The organism is Pseudomonas sp. P20 (genome assembly GCF_016463925.1).
GTDB classification, from domain to species: domain Bacteria; phylum Pseudomonadota; class Gammaproteobacteria; order Pseudomonadales; family Pseudomonadaceae; genus Pseudomonas; species Pseudomonas aeruginosa.
Genome location: NZ_JAEMVM010000036.1, coordinates 20,676 through 38,882, shown reverse-complemented (window position 1 = coordinate 38,882; position 18,207 = coordinate 20,676). Strand labels below are relative to the sequence as shown.

General features: G+C 68.5%; 12 protein-coding genes and 1 pseudogene. 2 read left to right on the top strand and 11 right to left on the bottom strand.

All coding sequences use genetic code 11. From position 1 onward, the window contains the following. Positions 1-174 precede the first annotated feature (174 nt). The 5 genes and pseudogenes from JHD77_RS29440 to JHD77_RS33165 form a co-directional block, all read right to left on the bottom strand. On the bottom strand, positions 175-2,379 hold the full coding sequence (locus tag JHD77_RS29440) for a xanthine dehydrogenase family protein molybdopterin-binding subunit (protein ID WP_003102357.1): 2,205 nt from the start codon (positions 2,377-2,379) through the stop codon (positions 175-177). Then, a complete protein-coding gene (locus JHD77_RS29435; protein ID WP_031756269.1) occupies positions 2,376-3,365 on the bottom strand; it encodes an FAD binding domain-containing protein in 990 nt (329 codons plus the stop codon). The genes JHD77_RS29440 and JHD77_RS29435 overlap by 4 nt, the downstream gene beginning before the upstream one ends. Then, positions 3,362-3,874 (bottom strand): (2Fe-2S)-binding protein, encoded by a 513-nt coding sequence (locus tag JHD77_RS29430; RefSeq protein WP_003088271.1) that lies wholly within the window; start codon positions 3,872-3,874, stop codon positions 3,362-3,364. The genes JHD77_RS29435 and JHD77_RS29430 overlap by 4 nt, the downstream gene beginning before the upstream one ends. Positions 3,875-4,043: 169 nt before the next feature. After that, complete coding sequence (locus JHD77_RS33170) at positions 4,044-4,391, bottom strand: methyl-accepting chemotaxis protein (protein ID WP_371020990.1); 348 nt, start codon at positions 4,389-4,391, stop codon at positions 4,044-4,046. Positions 4,392-4,571: 180 nt separating this feature from the next. Further along, a pseudogene (locus JHD77_RS33165) lies at positions 4,572-5,339 on the bottom strand (PAS domain-containing protein); the annotation flags it as partial. A 371-nt stretch (positions 5,340-5,710) separates the two neighbouring features. Between JHD77_RS33165 and JHD77_RS29420 the strand changes: the two are divergent. Next, complete coding sequence (locus tag JHD77_RS29420) at positions 5,711-6,007, top strand: DUF7660 family protein (protein WP_003088248.1); 297 nt, start codon at positions 5,711-5,713, stop codon at positions 6,005-6,007. A 46-nt stretch (positions 6,008-6,053) separates the two neighbouring features. Next, the gene (locus tag JHD77_RS29415) at positions 6,054-6,623 is read left to right on the top strand and encodes a GNAT family N-acetyltransferase (protein WP_003119171.1); all 570 of its coding nucleotides are present in this window, start codon (positions 6,054-6,056) and stop codon (positions 6,621-6,623) included. Between the two features lie 61 nt (positions 6,624-6,684). Here JHD77_RS29415 and metE read toward each other — a convergent pair whose 3' ends face one another. The 6 genes from metE to JHD77_RS29385 all read right to left on the bottom strand — a co-directional run bounded on the left by metE (position 6,685) and on the right by JHD77_RS29385 (position 18,074). Beyond that, complete coding sequence (gene metE / locus JHD77_RS29410) at positions 6,685-8,985, bottom strand: 5-methyltetrahydropteroyltriglutamate--homocysteine S-methyltransferase (protein ID WP_003102365.1); 2,301 nt, start codon at positions 8,983-8,985, stop codon at positions 6,685-6,687. A 132-nt stretch (positions 8,986-9,117) separates the two neighbouring features. Next, complete coding sequence (locus tag JHD77_RS29405; RefSeq protein WP_031632880.1) at positions 9,118-11,388, bottom strand: OsmC domain/YcaO domain-containing protein; 2,271 nt, start codon at positions 11,386-11,388, stop codon at positions 9,118-9,120. 80 nt (positions 11,389-11,468) lie between these two features. Continuing rightward, a complete protein-coding gene (locus JHD77_RS29400; protein ID WP_003088238.1) occupies positions 11,469-11,795 on the bottom strand; it encodes a DUF2149 domain-containing protein in 327 nt (108 codons plus the stop codon). Continuing rightward, positions 11,795-12,271 (bottom strand): MotA/TolQ/ExbB proton channel family protein, encoded by a 477-nt coding sequence (locus JHD77_RS29395; protein WP_003088234.1) that lies wholly within the window; start codon positions 12,269-12,271, stop codon positions 11,795-11,797. Before JHD77_RS29395 ends, JHD77_RS29400 begins: the two co-directional genes overlap by 1 nt. Next, positions 12,268-16,113 (bottom strand): cobaltochelatase subunit CobN, encoded by a 3,846-nt coding sequence (gene cobN / locus JHD77_RS29390; protein ID WP_031756265.1) that lies wholly within the window; start codon positions 16,111-16,113, stop codon positions 12,268-12,270. Before cobN ends, JHD77_RS29395 begins: the two co-directional genes overlap by 4 nt. Further along, complete coding sequence (locus JHD77_RS29385) at positions 16,113-18,074, bottom strand: TonB-dependent receptor domain-containing protein (RefSeq protein WP_016851722.1); 1,962 nt, start codon at positions 18,072-18,074, stop codon at positions 16,113-16,115. Before JHD77_RS29385 ends, cobN begins: the two co-directional genes overlap by 1 nt. Between the last annotated feature and the right edge of the window lie 133 nt (positions 18,075-18,207).

Sequence of the window (18,207 nt, the reverse complement as noted above, 5' to 3'; positions counted from 1 at the left end):
GCCTGGACCGGCATCGCGGTAGCGCTCGGCGAGGGCGCCACCGAGGCTGTCGGCGGCATGTCGTGTTCGACTCCGTTGCGGGTGGCGAGCGGGGCCTGCGATCTTCCCTTGGGGGAGAGTCCAGCCCGGCGACCCGGCAGGTGGCCGCCAAGCCGCTTGCGCAGGCTGCCGGGCTCAGCCGAGCAACTTGTCGACGGTCAGCGGGAAGTCGCGCAGGCGGCGGCCGGTGGCGTGGTACACGGCATTCGCCACTGCGGCGGCGACGCCGACGATGCCTATTTCGCCGACGCCCTTGGAGCCCAGTTCGTTAACGATATCGTCGGGTTCGTCGACGAAGATCACCTCGATATCGCCAATATCGGCGTTAACCGGGATGTGGTACTCGGCGAGGTTGTGGTTCATGCAGCGGCCCAGCGCATGGTCGACCTGGGTTTCCTCCTGCAAGGCCATGCCCAGGCCCCAGACCACCCCGCCGAGTATCTGGCTGCGAGCGGTCTTCGGGTTGATCACCCGCCCCGCCGCGACCGCGCTGACCACCCGGCTCACACGCAGGGTACCGAGGGCTTCGTCGATCCGCACCTCGACGAATACCGCCGAATGGGTCGCGGTGGCGTAGCCTTTGCGCCGCGCCGAGGGTTCAGCTTCCACCTCCACCTGCAACGCGTCTTCCGGCAGCCCTTGCAGCAGGTCGGCCAGGGCGTATCGCGTATCGCCCGCTTCCAGATGGCCACGGCATATGCGGAAGCGTTCTTCGGCGGTGCCGGCCAGCTCCGGATGGCGGGCCCTGGCATGGGCGACCAGGGCCTGGCGCAGGCGCAGGCAGGCCAGGCGGACGGCGGAACCGACCGACGAGACGGTGAACGAGCCGCCCTGCAATGGAGCCTTGGGCAACGCACTGTCGCCAAGCTGGAAGCGCACCTCTTCCGGCGCCATGCCAGCGGCGTCGGCGGCGATCTGGGTCATCACCGTGTAGGTGCCGGTGCCGATATCCGTGGTCGCGCTGGCCACCCGCAGCAGGCCGTCCGCCTCCAGCCGCGCCCTCGCGCTGGCCTTGCTCTGCATGGCCTCCCAGACGCCGCCGGCCATGCCCCAGCCGAGCAACTGGCGCCCTTCGCTCATGCTCCGTGGCCGTGGGTCGCGGGCCTGCCAACCGAAGCGCCGGGCGCCCTCCTCGTAGCAGGCCAGCAGCGCCTTGCTGGAGTACGGCTTGTCCTCGTTGCCGTTGCGCTCGGCGAAGTTGAACCGGCGCAGCGCGATGGGGTCCATGCCGAGCCGCACCGCCAGTTCGTCCATCGCGCATTCCAGCCCGATCAGCCCCAGCGCCGCGCCGGGGGCGCGCATGTCCAGCGGGGTATAGACGTCCAGCGGCACCAGACGGTAGGCCAGGGAAAGGTTCTCGCAGCGATAGAGCATGCCGCTCCACTCCACCACGTGCTCGGTGAAGTCTTCGAAGCGCGAGGTCTGCGCTGTCGCCTGGTGGCCCAGCGCAAGCAGGCGCCCCTCGGCATCGGCGCCCAGTTGCAGGCGCTGCAGGGTGCGCGGCCGGTAGCCGAAGGTGAACATCTGCTGGCGGGTCAGCACTACGCGCACCGACCGCCGCAGTTGCAGCGCCGCCATCACCGCCAGGGCCAACTGGTATTGCGGACGCAGGCCGGAGCCGAAGGCTCCGCCGACGTAGGCGGCACAGACCCTTACCTTGTCGGCGGGCAGGCCGAAGACCTTTTGCAGGTAGGCCTGGCTGTTCTGCGTCCCCTGGGTCTTGTCGTGCACCAGCAGGCTGCCGTCGGGCTGGACGATGACCGTGGACGCGTGCGGTTCCATGGGATTGTGGTGCTCGATCGGCGTGCTGTAGCTGGCCTCGACCCGAATCGGCGCGGCGCGGTAGGCGGTGTAGAAGTCGCCGCGCTCGGCGGGCAGTTCGGCGGGAGCCTCATGGGCCTGGTCGAGGGCGGCCAGCAGGTCGGTCTGGTGCGGCTCGGGCTCGATATCGATGCGCAGCAGCGAGCCCGCGTAGCGGGCCAGTTCCAGGCTCCGTGCTAGGACCAGGGCAAGGGGCTGGCCGCTGTACAGGACGCGGTCGTCGAACAGCGGGCGGAAGGGTTCGCCTTCGGCGGCATCGGCGTCCTTGTAGGGCTCGTCGTCGCCCGCCATCGGCGGCCGGTTCAGGTGATGCAGTACCGCGACCACCCCGGGTACCGCCAGGGCCGCCGCACAGTCGATGCCGCGCACCCGGCCGCGGGCGACGTCGCTGCTGACCACGCTGCCGTGGAGCAGGTCGGCGGCAGGATATTCGGCGGCGTAGCGAGCCTGGCCGGTGACCTTGGCTGGCCCGTCGACGCGATCCAGGGCTTGCCCGGTGCTGTGTGGCAGGCTGCTCATTGGCCGATCCCTCCCGAGTGGGCTTCTTCCAGTGCGCGAACGATGGCGTTGCGCGCCAATCCGATCTTGAAGGCGTTGTGGGCCAGCGGCCTGGCGTCACGCAGCAGCGCTTCGGCGAAGCGGACATAGCTGTCCCGGTTCGCCGGGTGGCCCCTGAAACGTTCCTCCAGTTCTGCGAGGCGCCATGGCTTGTGGGCCACGCCGCCGAGCGCCAGGCGCAGTTCGCCAATGCGCTCGCCGTCCGGTTCCAGGGCCGCCGCCACCGAGACCAGGGCGAAGGCGTAGGAGGCCCGGTCGCGCACCTTCAGGTAGTGGCAATGCCGGGCGAAGCGCGGCGCTGGCAGCTCGATGGCGGTGACCAGTTCGTCGACGGCCAGGCAGTTGTCGCGCTCGGGCGTGTCCGCCGGCAGGCGATGGAAGTCGGCGAAAGCGACCCGCCGCTCGCCAGCGCGGCCGCGCACCAGTACCTGAGCCTCCAGCGCCGCCAGCGCCACGCACAGGTCGGATGGATGTACCGCCACGCAGTGTTCGCTGGCGCCGAGGATCGCATGGTTGCGGTTCAGCCCGCTGCGCGCGGGGCATCCGCTGCCCGGCTCGCGCTTGTTGCATGGCGTGCCGGTGTCGTAGAAATACTGGCAGCGGGTACGCTGCAACAGGTTGCCGCCGGTGCTGGCCATGTTGCGCAACTGCGGCGAGGCGCCGGCGAGGATCGCCTGGGCTAGCAAGGGATAGTCCGCCTCCACGGCGGGATTCCAGGCCAGTTCGGCGTTGCTGACCAGGGCTCCGACCAGCAGGCCGCCGGTGGGCGTCCGGCGGATGTCGCGCAGCGGGAGGCCGGTGATGTCGATGAGTCGCCGGGGCCTGGCAACGTTTTCCTTCATCAGGTCGAGCAGGTTGGTGCCACCGGCGATGTAGCGCGACTCCGGGCCGGCGAGGCCCAGCGCCTGCTCGATGTCGGCCGGCTTGGCATAGGCGAAGGGCGTCATGCGCGCTGCCCTCCCTGTCCGTCGCGATCGAGCAGCGGCAAGGCGTCTTCCACAGCGTCGAGGATATTGCCGTAGGCGCCGCAGCGGCACAGGTTGCCGCTCATGCCCTCGCGGATCTCCGCCCGCGAGCGCGCCCGCCCCTCGCTCGCCAGGCCAAGGGCCGAACAGATCTGTCCGGGCGTGCAGTAGCCGCACTGGAAGGCATCATGGCGGATGAACGCCTGTTGCAGGGGATGCAGGCGATCACCCTCGGCCAGACCTTCGATGGTAGTCAGTGCATCGCCGTCGCACATCACCGCCAGCGTCAGGCAGGCGTTGATCCGGCGACCGTTGCGCAACACCGTGCAAGCGCCGCATTGGCCGTGGTCGCAGCCCTTCTTGCTGCCCACCAGGTCGAGCCGCTCGCGCAGCAGGTCGAGCAGCGTCAGCCACGGGGGTACTCTCAGCTCTCGGCGCTGGCCATTGATCAGCAGGCTGATCGGCAGGTCCGCCGGCTCCGGATTGGTCATGGTACAAGCCTCACGGTCGGTGCATCGGCGCGGCGGATGCCGCTTTTTCAGGTCCGACCGAACGGCTCGAAGATACGTTCAAAGTAAATGACGGCCATGGCCATGCCACAAAGGCGGGCGGATGCTCGACGCCTGCGCCGCTATCGGCCGCCGGAGCCCTGCGCCGAGGTCACTTGAACAGGCTCGACACCACCCGCGCCACGTGCTCGGCGCCCTTGCTGATCTCCTGCATGATGCCGGCCACGGTGGTGATCTGGTTGTTGTTCTCCTGGGCGCTGGACTCGATGGTCTGCATGTTGTGGTTGATCTGCTGGGTCAGCTTGACGTTCTCGGTGACCACGTTCTTGATCTCCACCGTGGCGCCGCTGGTGCGCGCCGCCAGTTGCCGCACCTCGTCGGCGACCACCGCGAAGCCGCGCCCCATGTCGCCGGCGCGAGCCGCCTCGATGGCGGCGTTGAGGGCCAGCAGGTTGGTCTGTTCGGCGACGCTCTGGATGGTGGTGACGATGTTCTCGATGTCCTTGGTCTGGTGGGTGAGCTGGGAAATCAGGCCGACGGCGGTGTTGACCATCGACAGGGTCTTGGCCGACAGGGCGACGGACTGGTCGAGGGAGTCGATGCCGCGGGTGGAAATCTGCGCGGTCTCTTCCGCGGTGGAGAACGACAGCTCGGCGGCGCGCCGTACCTCCTCGTTGCGATTGACCTGCTCGGTAACGTCGATGGCGAACTTGATGACCTTGATTATCCGCCCCGAACTGTCCTTGACCGGGTTGTAGGTGGCTTCGATATGTACCCGCTCGCCGGCGGCGCTGCGGCGCTCGAAATGCCCGCGGGAGAATTCGCCGTGCCGCAGCCGAGCCCAGAAATCCGGGTTCTCCCGATAGAACTCGTCGAAGCAGAGCATGCGGTGGTGCTGGCCCTTGAGCGACTTGAGGCTGTAGCCGAAGAGACGCAGGAAGTTCTCGTTGGCATCGAGTATCTCGCCGTCCGGGGTGAACTCGATGACCGCCATGGACTGGCGTATGGCGTCGTTGATCGCGTTGAGCAGGAGCAGTTCGGAATGGTTGCGGGTCACGTCGGCGGCGATCTTCAGCACCTCGACGACCGCCCCTTCGGCATTCTTCACCGGGAAATAGGTGGCCTCCAGCCAGACCGGCGAACCGTCGCGTCGCAGGCGCTTGAACACGCCGCGCTGGGGCGTGCCGCTGGCCAGTTCCTTCCAGAAGCGCACGTAGGCGGCGGAGGCCTGGAAGTCCTCTTCGCAGAAGATCCGATGGTGCTTCCCGACCAGCTCGTCCGCCGAGTAGCCGACCACCGCGAGGAACAGCGGGTTGGCGGACAGTATCTGGCCATCGGGAGTGAAACGGATGGTGGCGACGTTCTGCCCGATGGCCTCGAGTCGCCACGCCAGGTCTTCATCCTTGGCGGCGCTTTCCACCGCCCTGCTTTTTCTGCCGAAGAGCATCGCGCACGACTCCTTGATGGCACCTGTCCATCGCGAGGGAGTGGAGAACCGGAGATAGCCGTCCTACCGCTAAACGCCAGTGTAGATCGGGCTCCGGTAACTTTCCTCGGTGCCCGCATCGCCGTCCGTCCCCTAGCGGGCGGGGCCCAGCGGGGCGCGCGATGCCAGGATCGCCAGGCCGGCCAGCCCGACTACCGAGACGCTCTGGTTGAGGCAGGCATTGGTACGCCCAGACAATCGCCCCGCGCCCGCGCATCAGCCAGGCTGCGAGCCATGCCAGCGCCGGTCCGCGCTATGATCGCTGCGCCCAGACTGACCGCGCTCCGACCTCGCGCTGTCGTATCCCGAAACCCACTTCCAGGAGGAAGCACATGGCAACCGATCTCTACGCGCTGGCCGAACAGGTCGAGGACGAAGCGGGCTACCTGCGCTTCCTCGCCGCGCTAGCGGCGGACTGGGAGGAAGACCGCCGCCTTGCCGCCGCCAACCCGCCGAAGCCGTTCGGCCCCAGCCCGCTGGGTTGGGAGAACGGCAGCATCGGTGGCTTCCTCGATGCCGCCGCGACCTGGGGCGAGGACTCCCGCGACGGCCTGCCGGGCTATTCCAGGCCGGAGAATGCCTGGCGGCGCGCGGCGCAGCTGATGCTGGCGGGCAAGTTCTATGAATGACTTCAAGTCTGCCCTGGCGCCCTTCCCGCCCGGCTACCCGAGGGTCTTGCCGGGCAACCGGCGGCAGGTGCCGATATTGCATCGCGACGCGGACTTCCTCCTGCGCGCGCTGCAACCCGACGATTTCGTCCGGACCAGCCGCTACGAGAACGCCAACCGCGAGCACCTGGCGCCATGGGAGCCGCTGCGCGACCCGGGGTATTTTTCCGTGGACAACGCCCGCGCCCGCACCCTGCTACAGGTGGCGAGCATGGACGAAGGCGAGGCGCTTCTCCTGCTGTTGCTCGATCCCGACGACGGCGAGGTGCTGGGGCGCTGCAGCTACACCAATATCGTCCGCGGGGTATTCCAGGCCTGCCACCTGGGCTTTTCCCTGGCCGCTGCGGCGCAGGGCCGCGGCCTGATGGCACGAGCCCTGCGGGTAGCCAACCGGTATTGCTTCGAGCAGCTCGGCCTGCACCGGATCATGGCCAGCCACCTGCCGCGCAACGCACGCAGCGAGCGCCTGCTGGAAAGCCTCGGCTTCGAGAAGGAAGGCTACGCCCGCGCCTACCTGAAGATCGCCGGGGTCTGGGAAGACCATGTGCTACGGGCGCTGGTGGACGCTCCGCGCTGAACCGACGTGCAAATGCGGAACGGGACGCCAGGCGTCCCGTTCCGCTCACCAGGCCCGCCGGTCAACCGCGGGCGAGGTCGCCACGCAGTTCGCGGGCGGCGGCGACCATGTTCACCAGCGCTGCCTCGGTTTCCGGCCAGGCGCGGGTCTTCAGGCCGCAGTCCGGGTTGACCCAGAGCCGCTCGGCGGGTATCCGCCGGGCCGCCTTGCGCAGCAGCGCGACGATCTCTTCCCGGCTCGGCACGCGCGGCGAATGGATGTCGTAGACGCCCGGACCGATCTCGTTCGGGTAGTCGAACTGCTCGAAAGCCTCCAGCAGCTCCATGTCCGAACGCGAGGTCTCGATGGTGATCACGTCGGCGTCCATGGCGGCGATGGACTCGATCACATCGTTGAACTCGCTGTAGCACATGTGCGTATGGATCTGGGTTTCGTCGCGGACTCCGGAGGCGCACAGGCGGAAGGCCTCGGTGGCCCACTCCAGATAGTGCGGCCAGGCGTTGCGGCGCAGCGGCAGGCCTTCGCGGAAAGCCGCCTCGTCGATCTGCACGATCCTGATGCCGGCGGCCTCCAGGTCGACCACTTCGTCGCGGATCGCCAGGGCCAACTGGCGCGCCTGCACCTCGCGAGACACGTCCTCGCGCGGGAAGGACCACATCAGCATGGTCACCGGGCCGGTCAGCATGCCCTTCATCACCTTGTCGGTAAGGCTCTGGGCGTACCTGATCCACTCCACGGTCATGGCCCGCGGACGGCTCAGGTCGCCATAGATCACCGCCGGCTTCACGCAGCGCGAGCCGTAGCTCTGCACCCAGCCGAAGCGGGTGAAGACGTAGCCGTCCAGTTGCTCGGCGAAGTACTCGACCATGTCGTTGCGCTCGGCCTCGCCGTGCACCAGCACGTCCAGCCCCAGTTGCTCCTGGATCTGCACCGCATGGCGGATCTCGCTGTGCATCGCCTCGATGTACTCAGCCTCGCTCAGCTTGCCCTGCTTGAACGACTGGCGGGCCAGGCGGATCGACGAGGTCTGCGGGAAGGAGCCGATGGTGGTGGTCGGGAACGCCGGCAGGTCGAGTCCGGCGCGCTGCCTGGCGATGCGTTCGGCGAACGGCGAGCGGCGCTGGGCGTCGCTGGCCTTGATCGCGGCCAGGCGCGCCTGCACGGCCGGCTTGTGGATTCGCGGCGAAGAAGCGCGGCTGGCCTGGACCGCACGGCTCTCTTCCAGGGCGGCAAGCACCTCGGCGGCTTCCGGCTCAGTGGCGGCACGGGCCAGCACCGCGACTTCGCGGCACTTCTGCACGGCGAAAGCCAGCCAGCTCTTCAGCTCGGCGTCCAGCCCGTCTTCGCGTTCCAGGTCCACCGGGCTGTGCAGCAGCGAGCAGGACGGCGCGACCCACAGCCGCTCGCCCAGGCGCTCCCGGGCATGGCGCACCACCTCCAGGGCTTTCTCCAGGTCGCAGCGCCAGACGTTGCGCCCGTTGACCAGGCCCAGCGAGACGACCTTGTAGGCCGGCAGGCGGTCGAGGATGCTCGGATACTGTTCCGGCGCTCGCACCAGGTCGATGTGCAGGCCGTCCACCGGGAGGTTGGCGGCCAGGCCCAGGTTGTCTTCCAGGCCGCCGAAGTAGGTGGCGACCAGCTTCTTCAGCGGTTCGCCCTGTAGCAGGTTGTAGGCGCGCTCGAAGGCGTTCTTCCATGCCTGCGGCAGGTCGAGGACCAGGATCGGCTCGTCGATCTGCACCCACTCCACGCCCTGGCCGGCGAGACGACGCAAGATCTGGCCGTAGAGCGGCAGCAGGCGGTCCAGCAGGTCGAGCCTGTCGAACTCGGCGCCCTTGGCCTTGCCCAGCCACAGGTAGGTCAGCGGACCGATCAGCACCGGCTTCACCTGGTGGCCGAGGGCCCTGGCCTCGTCGACCTCCTCGAACAGTTGTTCCCAGCTCAGCTGGAACTGCTGATCGGCGCTGAACTCGGGGACCAGGTAGTGATAGTTGGTGTCGAACCACTTGGTCATTTCCTGAGCATGGGCACCGCCGCAACAACTGTCGTCGCTGACGCCACGGGCCATGCCGAACAGGGTATGCAGGGTCGGCCCGGCCTCGCCGTGCGCCCGGAAGCGCTCGGGGATCACGCCGAAGGTCAGCGAATGGGTCAGCACCTGGTCATACCAGGCGAAATCGCCGACCGGCAGCAACTGGATGCCAGCATCCTTCTGTACCTGCCAGTGGGCAGCGCGCAGCTGCCGACCGACGGCCCGCAGGCCGGCCTCGTCCAGCTCACCCTTCCAGAACGCTTCCTGGGCTTTTTTCAGTTCGCGATCGCGTCCGATGCGTGGGAAGCCGAGAGTGTGGGCCAGGGCCATGGGTGTTCCTCCAGTCGAAAGGTCGATGGAGGGATTCTCGTGAGGCTCATGCCATGAGACAAACTCAATTTCTTCGTGATGAAATCAAGTTTCCCTCATGATCATCCTCGCGCCCTGACCTCGGCGCCCTCCTCACTTGCGCTTGCGGATCGCCATGCGCCGAGGCTTGAGACCGCCAGCCGCGGCAGCGCCGGCCTCGCCGTCGACCACGGGCTGCATCCTGGCTCGCGCCGCGTGCAGCTTCTTGTAGCTGTCGATCAGCCGCAGGTGCCGGTCGAGCCCTTCCAGCTTCATGCTGGTCGGCGTCAGGCCGAAGAAGCGCACGCTGCCGTCCACCGAGCCCAGCGCGGCGTCCATCCGCGCGTCGCCGAACATGCGGCGGAAATTGGCCTCGTAGTCGGCGATCTCCAGCTCGTCGTCGAGGACGACCTCCAGCACCACGTTCAGCGCCTGGTAGAACAGGCCGCGCTCGACGCTGTTGTCGTTGTACTGGAGGAACGCCTCCACGCCTTCCTTGGCGTCTTCGAAGCGCTTCAGGGCGAGGCCGATGAGCACTTTCAGCTCGAGGATGGTCAGTTGGCCCCAGACCGTGTTGTCGTCGAACTCGACGCCGATCAGCGTGGTGATGTCGGTGTAGTCGTCCACCTCGCAGTCTTCCAGGCGCTCCAGCAACGCCCCGAGCGCAGCATCGTCGAGGCGGTGCAGGTTGAGGATGTCCTCGCGGAACGCCAGGGCCTTGTTGGTGTTGTCCCAGATCAGGTCTTCCACCGGATAGATTTCCGAGTAGCCCGGCACCAGGATCCGGCAGGCCGTAGCGCCGAGGTGCTCGTACACCGCCATGTAGACCTGCTTGCCCATGGCTTCGAGGATGCCGAACAGGGTCGCGGCTTCCTCGGCGTTGGCAGCCTCGCCCTGCCGGGTGAAGTCCCACTCGACGAACGGGAAATCGGCCTTGGCGCTGAAGAAGCGCCAGGACACCACGCCGCTGGAGTCGATGAAATGCTCGACGAAGTTGTTCGGCTCGGTCAGCGCATGGCTTTCGAAGGTCGGCTGGGGCAGGTCGTTCAGGCCTTCGAAGCTGCGCCCCTGGAGCAGTTCGGTCAGGCTGCGCTCCAGGGCCACCTCGAAGCTCGGGTGGGCGCCGAAGGAAGCGAACACGCCACCGGTGCGCGGATTCATCAGGGTCACGCACATCACCGGGAATTCGCCGCCCAGCGAGGCGTCCTTGACCAGTACCGGGAAGCCCTGCTCTTCCAGGCCGCGGAGCCCGGCGAGGATGCCCGGGTACTTGGCCAGCACCTCCGGCGGCACGTCCGGCAGCGCCAGTTCGCCTTCGAGGATTTGCCGCTTGACCGCGCGCTCGAAGATCTCCGACAGGCACTGCACCTGCGCCTCGGCCAGGGTATTGCCGGCGCTCATGCCGTTGCTGAGGTAGAGGTTCTCGATCAGGTTGGAGGGGAAATACACCACCTGGCCGTCGGACTGGCGCACGAAGGGCAAGGCGCAGATACCGCGCTGCACGTTGCCCGAGTTGGTGTCGTACAGGTGCGAGCCGCGCAGCTCGCCGTCGGGGTCGTAGATCGCCAGGCAATGGCCGTCGAGCAGTCCCAGCGGCAGCGCATCGTCGCGGCCGGGCTTGAACCAGCGTTCGTCCGGGTAATGGACGAACGCCGCATTGGCGATCTCTTCTCCCCAGTACTGGTCGTTGTAGAAGAAGTTGCAGTTCAGCCGCTCGATGAATTCGCCCAGCGCCGAGGCCAGCGCGCTTTCCTTGCTCGCGCCCTTGCCGTTGGTGAAGCACATCGGCGACTGCGCATCGCGGATGTGCAGCGACCAGACGTTGGGCACGATGTTGCGCCAGGAGGCGATCTCGATCTTCATGCCGAGGCCGGCGAGGATGGCCGACAGGTTGGCGATGGTCTGCTCCAGCGGCAGGTCCTTGCCCGGGATGCGCGTGCAGCCGGCGGCATCGGTGCCGGGCATCAGCAGCGCCTGGGCGTCGGCATCGAGGTTGTCGACCTCCTCGATGACGAACTCGGGTCCGGTCTGCACCACCTTCTTCACCGTGCAACGGTCGATGGAGCGGAGGATGCCCTGGCGGTCCTTCTCCGAGATGTCGGCCGGCAGTTCCACCTGGATCTTGAAGATCTGCCGGTAGCGGTTCTCCGGGTCGACGATGTTGTTCTGCGACAGGCGTATGTTGTCGGTGGGGATGTTGCGCGTCTGGCAGTACAGCTTGACGAAGTAGGCGGCACACAGCGCCGACGACGCCAGGAAGTAGTCGAACGGCCCCGGCGCGGAGCCGTCGCCCTTGTAGCGGATCGGCTGGTCGGCGATCACCGTGAAATCATCGAACCTGGCTTCCAGTCGAAGGTTATCGAGAAAATTGACCTTTACTTCCACGGCGAGCACCAAGAGAAACGGAAACCGGCCATTATCCGGGAACTCCGGGCAAAAGTCCCAGCTCTCCGCCGTACGCGTCGCTACTTGCCGGCCTCCCCGCCGCTCTCCGGCACGTAGATCATCCGTCCGTCGGCCAAGCGGTAGGTCACTCCGGCGCGGCTGCCCTGCCCTTCGCCGATCTCGCCGCTGGCCTGGTAGCGCTTCAGCTCCTTGCCGTCCTTGACCAGCATGCGCATGTCCGCCTCGCCGGGATTCTCGACCACAACCACCTTGTCCTGGCTGAACGGGTTGAGCGGGTTCTGCACGATGACGATCAGGAGGATGCCGATCACCACCAGGAACAGGTCGATCAGGTTGACCATCGAGAGGATCGGGTCGTCCGCCTCGTCGTGTTCGAGGAAGCGCATCAGCCGGCCTCCCGCGCGCGTTCGACGGCGCGCAGTTCCTGGAGCAGCCAGCGGCGACGCACGGTAAGGATGAAGAAGGTGATGCTGGCGGCGACCAGGGCCAGGATCACCGCGGAAAACGCCACCACCAGGTTCTCGCCGATCCCCTGGGCGTCGTTGCGGGTCAGCGCCAGCAGTGCCGGTCCCATGGGGATCATGGTCGCCACCAGGCCGAGCATCGGCGCGCTGCGCGAGGTGATCCGCAGCCATTCCAGGCGCTGCATGATCCACAGTTCGAGATCGTCGCTGTTGCCGCCATGCAGCGCCTGCCAGGCCGCCAGGCGCGAGCGGTAGCGCCCGCGACGGCGCTGCCAGGCTTCCATGGCGAAGCCGCCGAGGGCGACGAAGGCGTAGGCCAGCGCGGCGAGGATCAACAGCAGCACCGGCAGCAGGAACAGGCGGGTGAGTTCGTAGAGGCTGGTTTCCAGACCATTCATGAGCGATTTTCCATCGGACGACGATTGACTACGGATTGCCGGACGGCGCCGGCGGCGAACAGCGCGAGCAGCACGGCGGCGGCCAGCCGGAGCCACGGCTGCGGCTCGCCGGACGGCGGCGGCGCGACTTCTTCGAGGACGCGGCCGCTGACCGTTTCGCCGGCACCGGACGCGGCCGCGCCCTCTGCCTGCGCCGCGGCCTCGCCGAAACCGCCGGCCATCCGTTCGATGAATTCACGGGTGGTCGCCGCGCCGACCTCGCCGGCGCCGGCGGCCGCCAGTTGCCGCCAGCGCTCGGCCAGTTCGCGGCGGGTCTGCTCGCTGGCGTCCCAGTAGCCCTTGCGGATGGCCTCGGCCATGCGCGCGATGATCTGCGCCTGGGCGGTCGGATTGTGCGTTTCGAACCACTCGGCGAGACCCAGCTCGCGGCGGTCCATGACGAAGGTGTCGTGCAACGCCTGCCACTGGTCGGCGCGGACCATGGTGCGATCCGCCGCCTGCCAGCCCCACAGGTTGTTGGCCAGGTCGAGCATTTCCAGGCTGCCGGCGTAGCCCTCGCGCTGCATCGCGGCGATCCACTGCGGGCTGAGGTAGCGCCCGCGCAGCTCGCTGGCGAGGAACTGCGCGGCGGCCGTGGTGCGCGGCTGGCGCTGGCGCAGGTCGGCGATGTACAGCGCCGGGCTGGCGCCGTCGAGGTGGCGTACCGCCAGCGACAGGCCGCCGAGGTACTCGAACGGGTGGTCGGTGGAGAGCACGCCGTTGAGCGTCGAGGAGCGCGAGAGGATCGCCGCCTGTACACCCTTCAACTGTTCGGCGAACAGGTTGCCGCCATCCAGCTTCACGCCCCAGTCGCGACTGCCATAGGCGTACTGCAAGCGCCCGAGGAACTGCTCGGCGAGCGCCGAGTCGTCGTCCCAGCGGGTGGAATCGAGGGTCAGTTGCGTGACCCCGGTGCCGTAGTCGCCCGGCGCATTGCCGAACAGCCGCAGGCGCGACAGGCGCTGCGCCAGTGGCGCTTCGACGCCGCGTTCGCGCAGGCGCCGCTCCAGCGCCTGGCTGTTGCGCGCCAGCGGGTTGCCCGGCTCGTCCAGCGCGGCGAGGCGCTCGATGGCCTCGGCGAGCAGGCGCATGAAGCCGTCGAACTGGTCGCGGTAGACACTGGTCACCTGTAGCACCACGTCCACCCGTGGACGCCCCAGTTCCGCCGCCGGCACGATGTCCAGCGCCAGCAGGCGGCCACCGGCGTCCCAGCGCGGGCGCAGGCCGAGGGCGTGCAGCGCCTGGCTTTCGACGATGCCCAGGTGGCGCATGGTTTCCGACGACCAGAGGCTGAAGGCGAGCTTTTCCGGCGCCCTGCCCTGGTGCTCGGCGCGGTAGCTTTCCAGCAGTTGGCCGAAGGCCTCGGCGCCGGCTTCGTAGGCGGCGCGGGTCGGTACCTTGTCGGCCTCGAAGGCGAACAGGTTGCGCCCGCTGGGTACCTGCGGATTGCGGATCGGATCGCCGCCCGGCCCGGGCGCGACGAAGCGCCCGGCGAGGCCGGCGAGCAGCGCCTCCAGTTCGCCGGTGTCGGCGAGCTGGCGGTCCAGTTCGCGGGCGCGCAGCAACTGCTCGCGCAGGCGCGGATCGGCCACCTTGGCGATCTCGCCACCGTCGCGCAGGTAGCGTTGCAGTGTGCGGTAGGCACGACCTTCCCGCAGCGCCCTGAAATCGGCGGCGAACAGTTCGTCGGGGTCGAGACCGAGCGCGCGGTAGTAGGGCTCGCCGAGCTGCTGCATGACGGTGCCCAGGCGCAGCTCCGGCGAGGCGGCGACACCGAAGGTGTGCAGCCCCAGCGGCATCGCCGAGCCGGCCAGTCGGTGCAGGTGGTCGTGGAGCACGCCGAGGAACGCCGGGAAATCCTCGCGCATCGCTGCCTCGCTCCAGCCCAGGTCGTCGTTCATGTGCGCCGCCCGCACCGCCGCGCGGATCTGCTCGGCGCTGCGTTCGCGCACCGCGCCCTCGTCCAGTTGCTGGTATTCGTGGATCAGCTGGTGCAGGTCGCGCAGTTCGTCGTACAGCCCGGCCGGGGCGAACGACGGCGTCTGGTGGCTGACGGTGACCGCGCGCCCGCGCCGGCGCGCCTGGATCGCCTCGCCAACGTTGTCCTGGATGTACGGGTAGAACACCGGCAGGTCGCCGAGCGCCCGCAGCGGGTAGTCGCCCACCGCCAGCCCGCGGTCCTTGCCGGGTAGCCATTCCTGGGTGCCATGGGTGCCGAAATGGATCAGCGCGTCGGCGCCGAAACCCTCGCGGACGAACTGGTAGACCGCCAGGAAGAGATGGTCCGGCGGCACCGCGCTGTCGTGGTAGGCCTCGCCCGGACGGCCGGCGCGCGGCGGCTGCGGCAACAGCAGCAGATTACCCAGGCGCGCCGCCGGGAACACGAAGCGTCGCTGGCCGTCGATATCGCGCAAGGCCCAATGTCGACGCGGGTCGCCCCAGCGCGCGCGCATCTCCTCGCGCAGATCCGCCGGCAGCGCCTCGAACCAGTGCAGGTAGGCGTCCAGCGGCAGGCTCGCGGCGAGGCCGTCGCGATACAGCGCGTCCAGGGTCTGCGGCCGGTAGTAGCCGCCGAGCAGGCGCTGGGCGGTATCGATCAGCGCGCTTTCGTCGCTCGTCGCAACCCGGTAGCCGGCCGCCCGCAGCGCTTCGCCGAGACGGGCCAGGCTGGCCGGTACATTGAGATGCGAGGCGGCGACGTTCTTCTCGCCCTCCGGGTGGTTCCAGAACATCAGCGCTAGGTGCTTGTCCGCCGCCGGCAGGCGACGCAGGCGCAGCAGCCGGTCGAGCTTGTCCAGCAGGGCCTCGGCCTGCCCGGCCATCAGCTTCGGCTCGCCGTTCTCCAGGGCGCTGATGACCAGCGGATCGCTCATTCCCCAGGTTTCCGGCATGCCGAGGAAGGCCGCCACGGTACGCGGCGCCACCCCGCTGGCGGCGGCCAGCCAGTCGGCCTCGTTGCCGTCGCGGTAGCCGAGGGTCTGCAATACCGGCACGTCCAGCGCGAGGAACTCGGCACGGCGCGCCGGGCCGTTCTGCAGGTGCTGCAGGTTGACCAGCGCCTGGACATCGGCGCCAGCGAAGGACTTCCTCAACGCCTCCGGATCGCTGTCGTCGAACCACACCGCCAGCGGCGCCTGGCCGTGCCGCTCGCTACGCCGCAACAGTTCGTCGATGGCGCCGGTCTGGGCGTCGGCGATGGCGCCGCGCGGGATCAGGAAGGCGATGCGCGGGGCATCGCTGGCCCAGCGCGAGGCGCCCCAGGCCAGGTAGTCGGCGAGGCCGGCGAACGGCGCCGGTGCGTCGGGATGATAGAAGCCGGCCTGCGCCAGGGGCTGCGGCGCCGGCAACGCGTCGACGGGCAGGCCGGCATGCCAGCGTTGGACCGCCTCGAACAGCCGGCGCAGGTTGGCTTCGCCGCCGTTCGCGTAGTAGCCGACCAGGCGCCCGCCCAGCGCCGCCGGCAGGTTGCCGAAGCCCGGAGGACCGCCGCCGACGCGGATCCAGGGTTGCGTCCCGCCTTGCAAGCGCTCGCCCAGCGCCTCCTCGACCTGGGCGCGATCGGTCGGCCGCGGCGTGTCGAGGATCAGCAGGTTGCCGCCGTCCAGCCACTCGCCGGGCGGCGCCTCGCCGATGCCGAGGCGCAGGCCGCGCAACTCGACACCGGCCTCGCGCGCCCAACCGGCTAGGCGCTGGTGCTTGCCCGGGAGGACGAAATCGCTGCTGAGCAGACGCACCTGAGCCGGCTCCGCCCAGGCACAGAGACTGGCCAGCAGCGCGCCGCAGAAGAGTAGCGAACGGCGCATCAGAAGCTCGCCACCAGGCCGAGATGGAAGGTCCGCCCAGGTTCGGCGTAGGTGAAGTGCGTGTCGTCGTCGGCCAGGCGCTGGTCGCCGAGGTTCTCGATGCCGCCGCGCAGCGTCAGGTTCTCGTTGAGTTTCTGGCTCAGCTCCAGGTGCCACAGGCTGTAGGCCGGCAGGGCATAGCCGACGTTGCTGCTGTAGGCCACCTGGCTGCCGACGTATTCGGTGCGCAACTGGGCGCTGAAGCGGGCATTGGGGCTCCAGCGCAATTGGCTGTTGGCGAGGTGCCGGGAGCGGTCGCCGAGGCGCTGGCCGGCGGTGCGGTTGCGCGCGTCGAGGTAGGTGTAGTTGAGTTCCCAGCGCAGGTCCGCCGGCAGGTCCACGCCGCCGCCCAGCTCGAGGCCGCGGATCCGTGCCCTGTCGACGTTCTCGTAGTTGCGCACCTCGCCGCCGCGCACCCCGCAGCGCGCTACGCAGACGGTCTGGATCAGGTCGCGGACATCGTTCTCGAACACCGTGCCCTTCAGCGACCAGCCATCGCCCTGGTAGTCGGCGCCCAGTTCGTAGGACGTATTGGTCTCCGGCTTCAGGTCGGGATTGCCGTAGATGGTGAAGCGCCCGCCGCCGCCGACCGCCGCATACTCCGGCGATAGCTGCTTCAGGCTCGGCGCCTTGTAGCCGCGGCCGACGCCGGCGCGCAGGGTCAGCGCATCGGAAAGGTGGTGCAGCAGGTACAGGCGCGGACTGCTTTCCCAGCCGAACGCCTCGTGCTTGTCGAAGCGGCTGCCGAGGGTCAGCGACCAGTCCGGGCCGAAGGCGATCTCGTCCTGCAGGAACAGCGCCTTGTGTCGCGCGCTGGCGTCGCCGGCGGTATTCACCGAGCGATCCTCCAGTTCTTCCTTGCGCCATTCGCCGCCGAGGGTGAAGAGATGTCGCTCGAAGGCCGGCACGCTGAGGTGGCCGTCGACCACGCTGTCGGTAAGGCGCTGCGGGTTGCTCGGCGGTTGTCCGTCGGAACGCGCGTTGTGCCGCTCCAGGCGGTTGCGGTAGGTGCGCAGCTGGCTGCTGCCCCAGTCCCACTGGCCATTGTGGGCGAGCGACCAGCGCTCGCGTTCGATCACGTCGCGCGACTCGTAGTAGCGCGAGCGCGACCCTCCGGTCTCGCTGTTGCGCCAGCGTCGTTCGCGCCCGCGCTGGTGGCCGAGGTCGATGCGCTGGGCGTCGTCCGGGGTCCAGCTGAGGTTCAGCCCACCGCTGTCGGCGTTGCCGCCTTCCAGCTCGGAGAGTCGGCGCTCATCGGCGTCCGGGGTTTCCTGCTGGCGGCGGCTCTCGCCGTTCAGGGCGAGGCCCAGCTTGCCGGGCACCAGCGGCCCGGCGAGATAGGCGCCGAGCTGGTGGCTCTGCCCGCCGAGGCCGTCCTCGCGCACGCCGCCATCGAGCAGACCGCTGCCCGTCCAGGTATCGGTGGCGCGCCGGGTGATCACGTTCACCACCCCGCCGAGGGCTTCCGAACCGTAGAGCGAGGACATCGGTCCGCGTACCACCTCGATACGCTCGATGCTCTCCACCGGCACCCAGCCGAGGTCGAAGTCGGAATGGGCGATGGCCCCGGACGAGGTGGAGATCCGCTGGCCGTCCACCAGCACCAGGGTGTGCTCGCTGGACATGCCGCGAACGCTGATGCCCCGCCGGGACATGCCGACGCCGTTGAACTGCAGGCTTTCCGAACCGCGCAGGGCTTCCTGCAGGTCGCGCACCGGGCGCCGCCGCAGGTCCTCGGCGGCGATCAGCGAAACGCTGGCCGGGGCGTCGCGCAGCTTGCGCTCGGTAGTGGTGGCGCTGACCACGGTCGGCTCCAGGTCGACCGGCGCGGCCAGCGCCAGGCAGGGAAGCAGGTAGAGGAACGGCACGGCGCGGGCCAGCCGCAGCGGAGGAAGACGGTGCGGGGAGGAATGGGGGGTCATGGTCGGCAGGTATGAATTATGAATACTTATAAGTTATAACATAACATTTCTTCGAATGAAGAATGCCCGCCGTTTCTTCTTCATCGAGGCGAGGGAACGTCTCGCTCGCCGTATCCCTCGAAGCACAGGACCC

Excerpts from the sequence above, each read along its gene's own strand:
- JHD77_RS29420 (WP_003088248.1), top strand. The coding sequence starts at position 5,711 with ATGGCAACCGATCTCTACGCGCTGGCCGAACAGGTCGAGGACGAAGCG.
- JHD77_RS29385 (WP_016851722.1), bottom strand. The coding sequence starts at position 18,074 with ATGACCCCCCATTCCTCCCCGCACCGTCTTCCTCCGCTGCGGCTGGCC.
- cobN (WP_031756265.1), bottom strand. The coding sequence starts at position 16,113 with ATGCGCCGTTCGCTACTCTTCTGCGGCGCGCTGCTGGCCAGTCTCTGT.
- JHD77_RS29395 (WP_003088234.1), bottom strand. The coding sequence starts at position 12,271 with ATGAATGGTCTGGAAACCAGCCTCTACGAACTCACCCGCCTGTTCCTG.
- JHD77_RS29400 (WP_003088238.1), bottom strand. The coding sequence starts at position 11,795 with ATGCGCTTCCTCGAACACGACGAGGCGGACGACCCGATCCTCTCGATG.
- JHD77_RS29440 (WP_003102357.1), bottom strand. The coding sequence starts at position 2,379 with ATGAGCAGCCTGCCACACAGCACCGGGCAAGCCCTGGATCGCGTCGAC.
- JHD77_RS29435 (WP_031756269.1), bottom strand. The coding sequence starts at position 3,365 with ATGACGCCCTTCGCCTATGCCAAGCCGGCCGACATCGAGCAGGCGCTG.
- metE (WP_003102365.1), bottom strand. The coding sequence starts at position 8,985 with ATGGCCCTGGCCCACACTCTCGGCTTCCCACGCATCGGACGCGATCGC.
- JHD77_RS29430 (WP_003088271.1), bottom strand. The coding sequence starts at position 3,874 with ATGACCAATCCGGAGCCGGCGGACCTGCCGATCAGCCTGCTGATCAAT.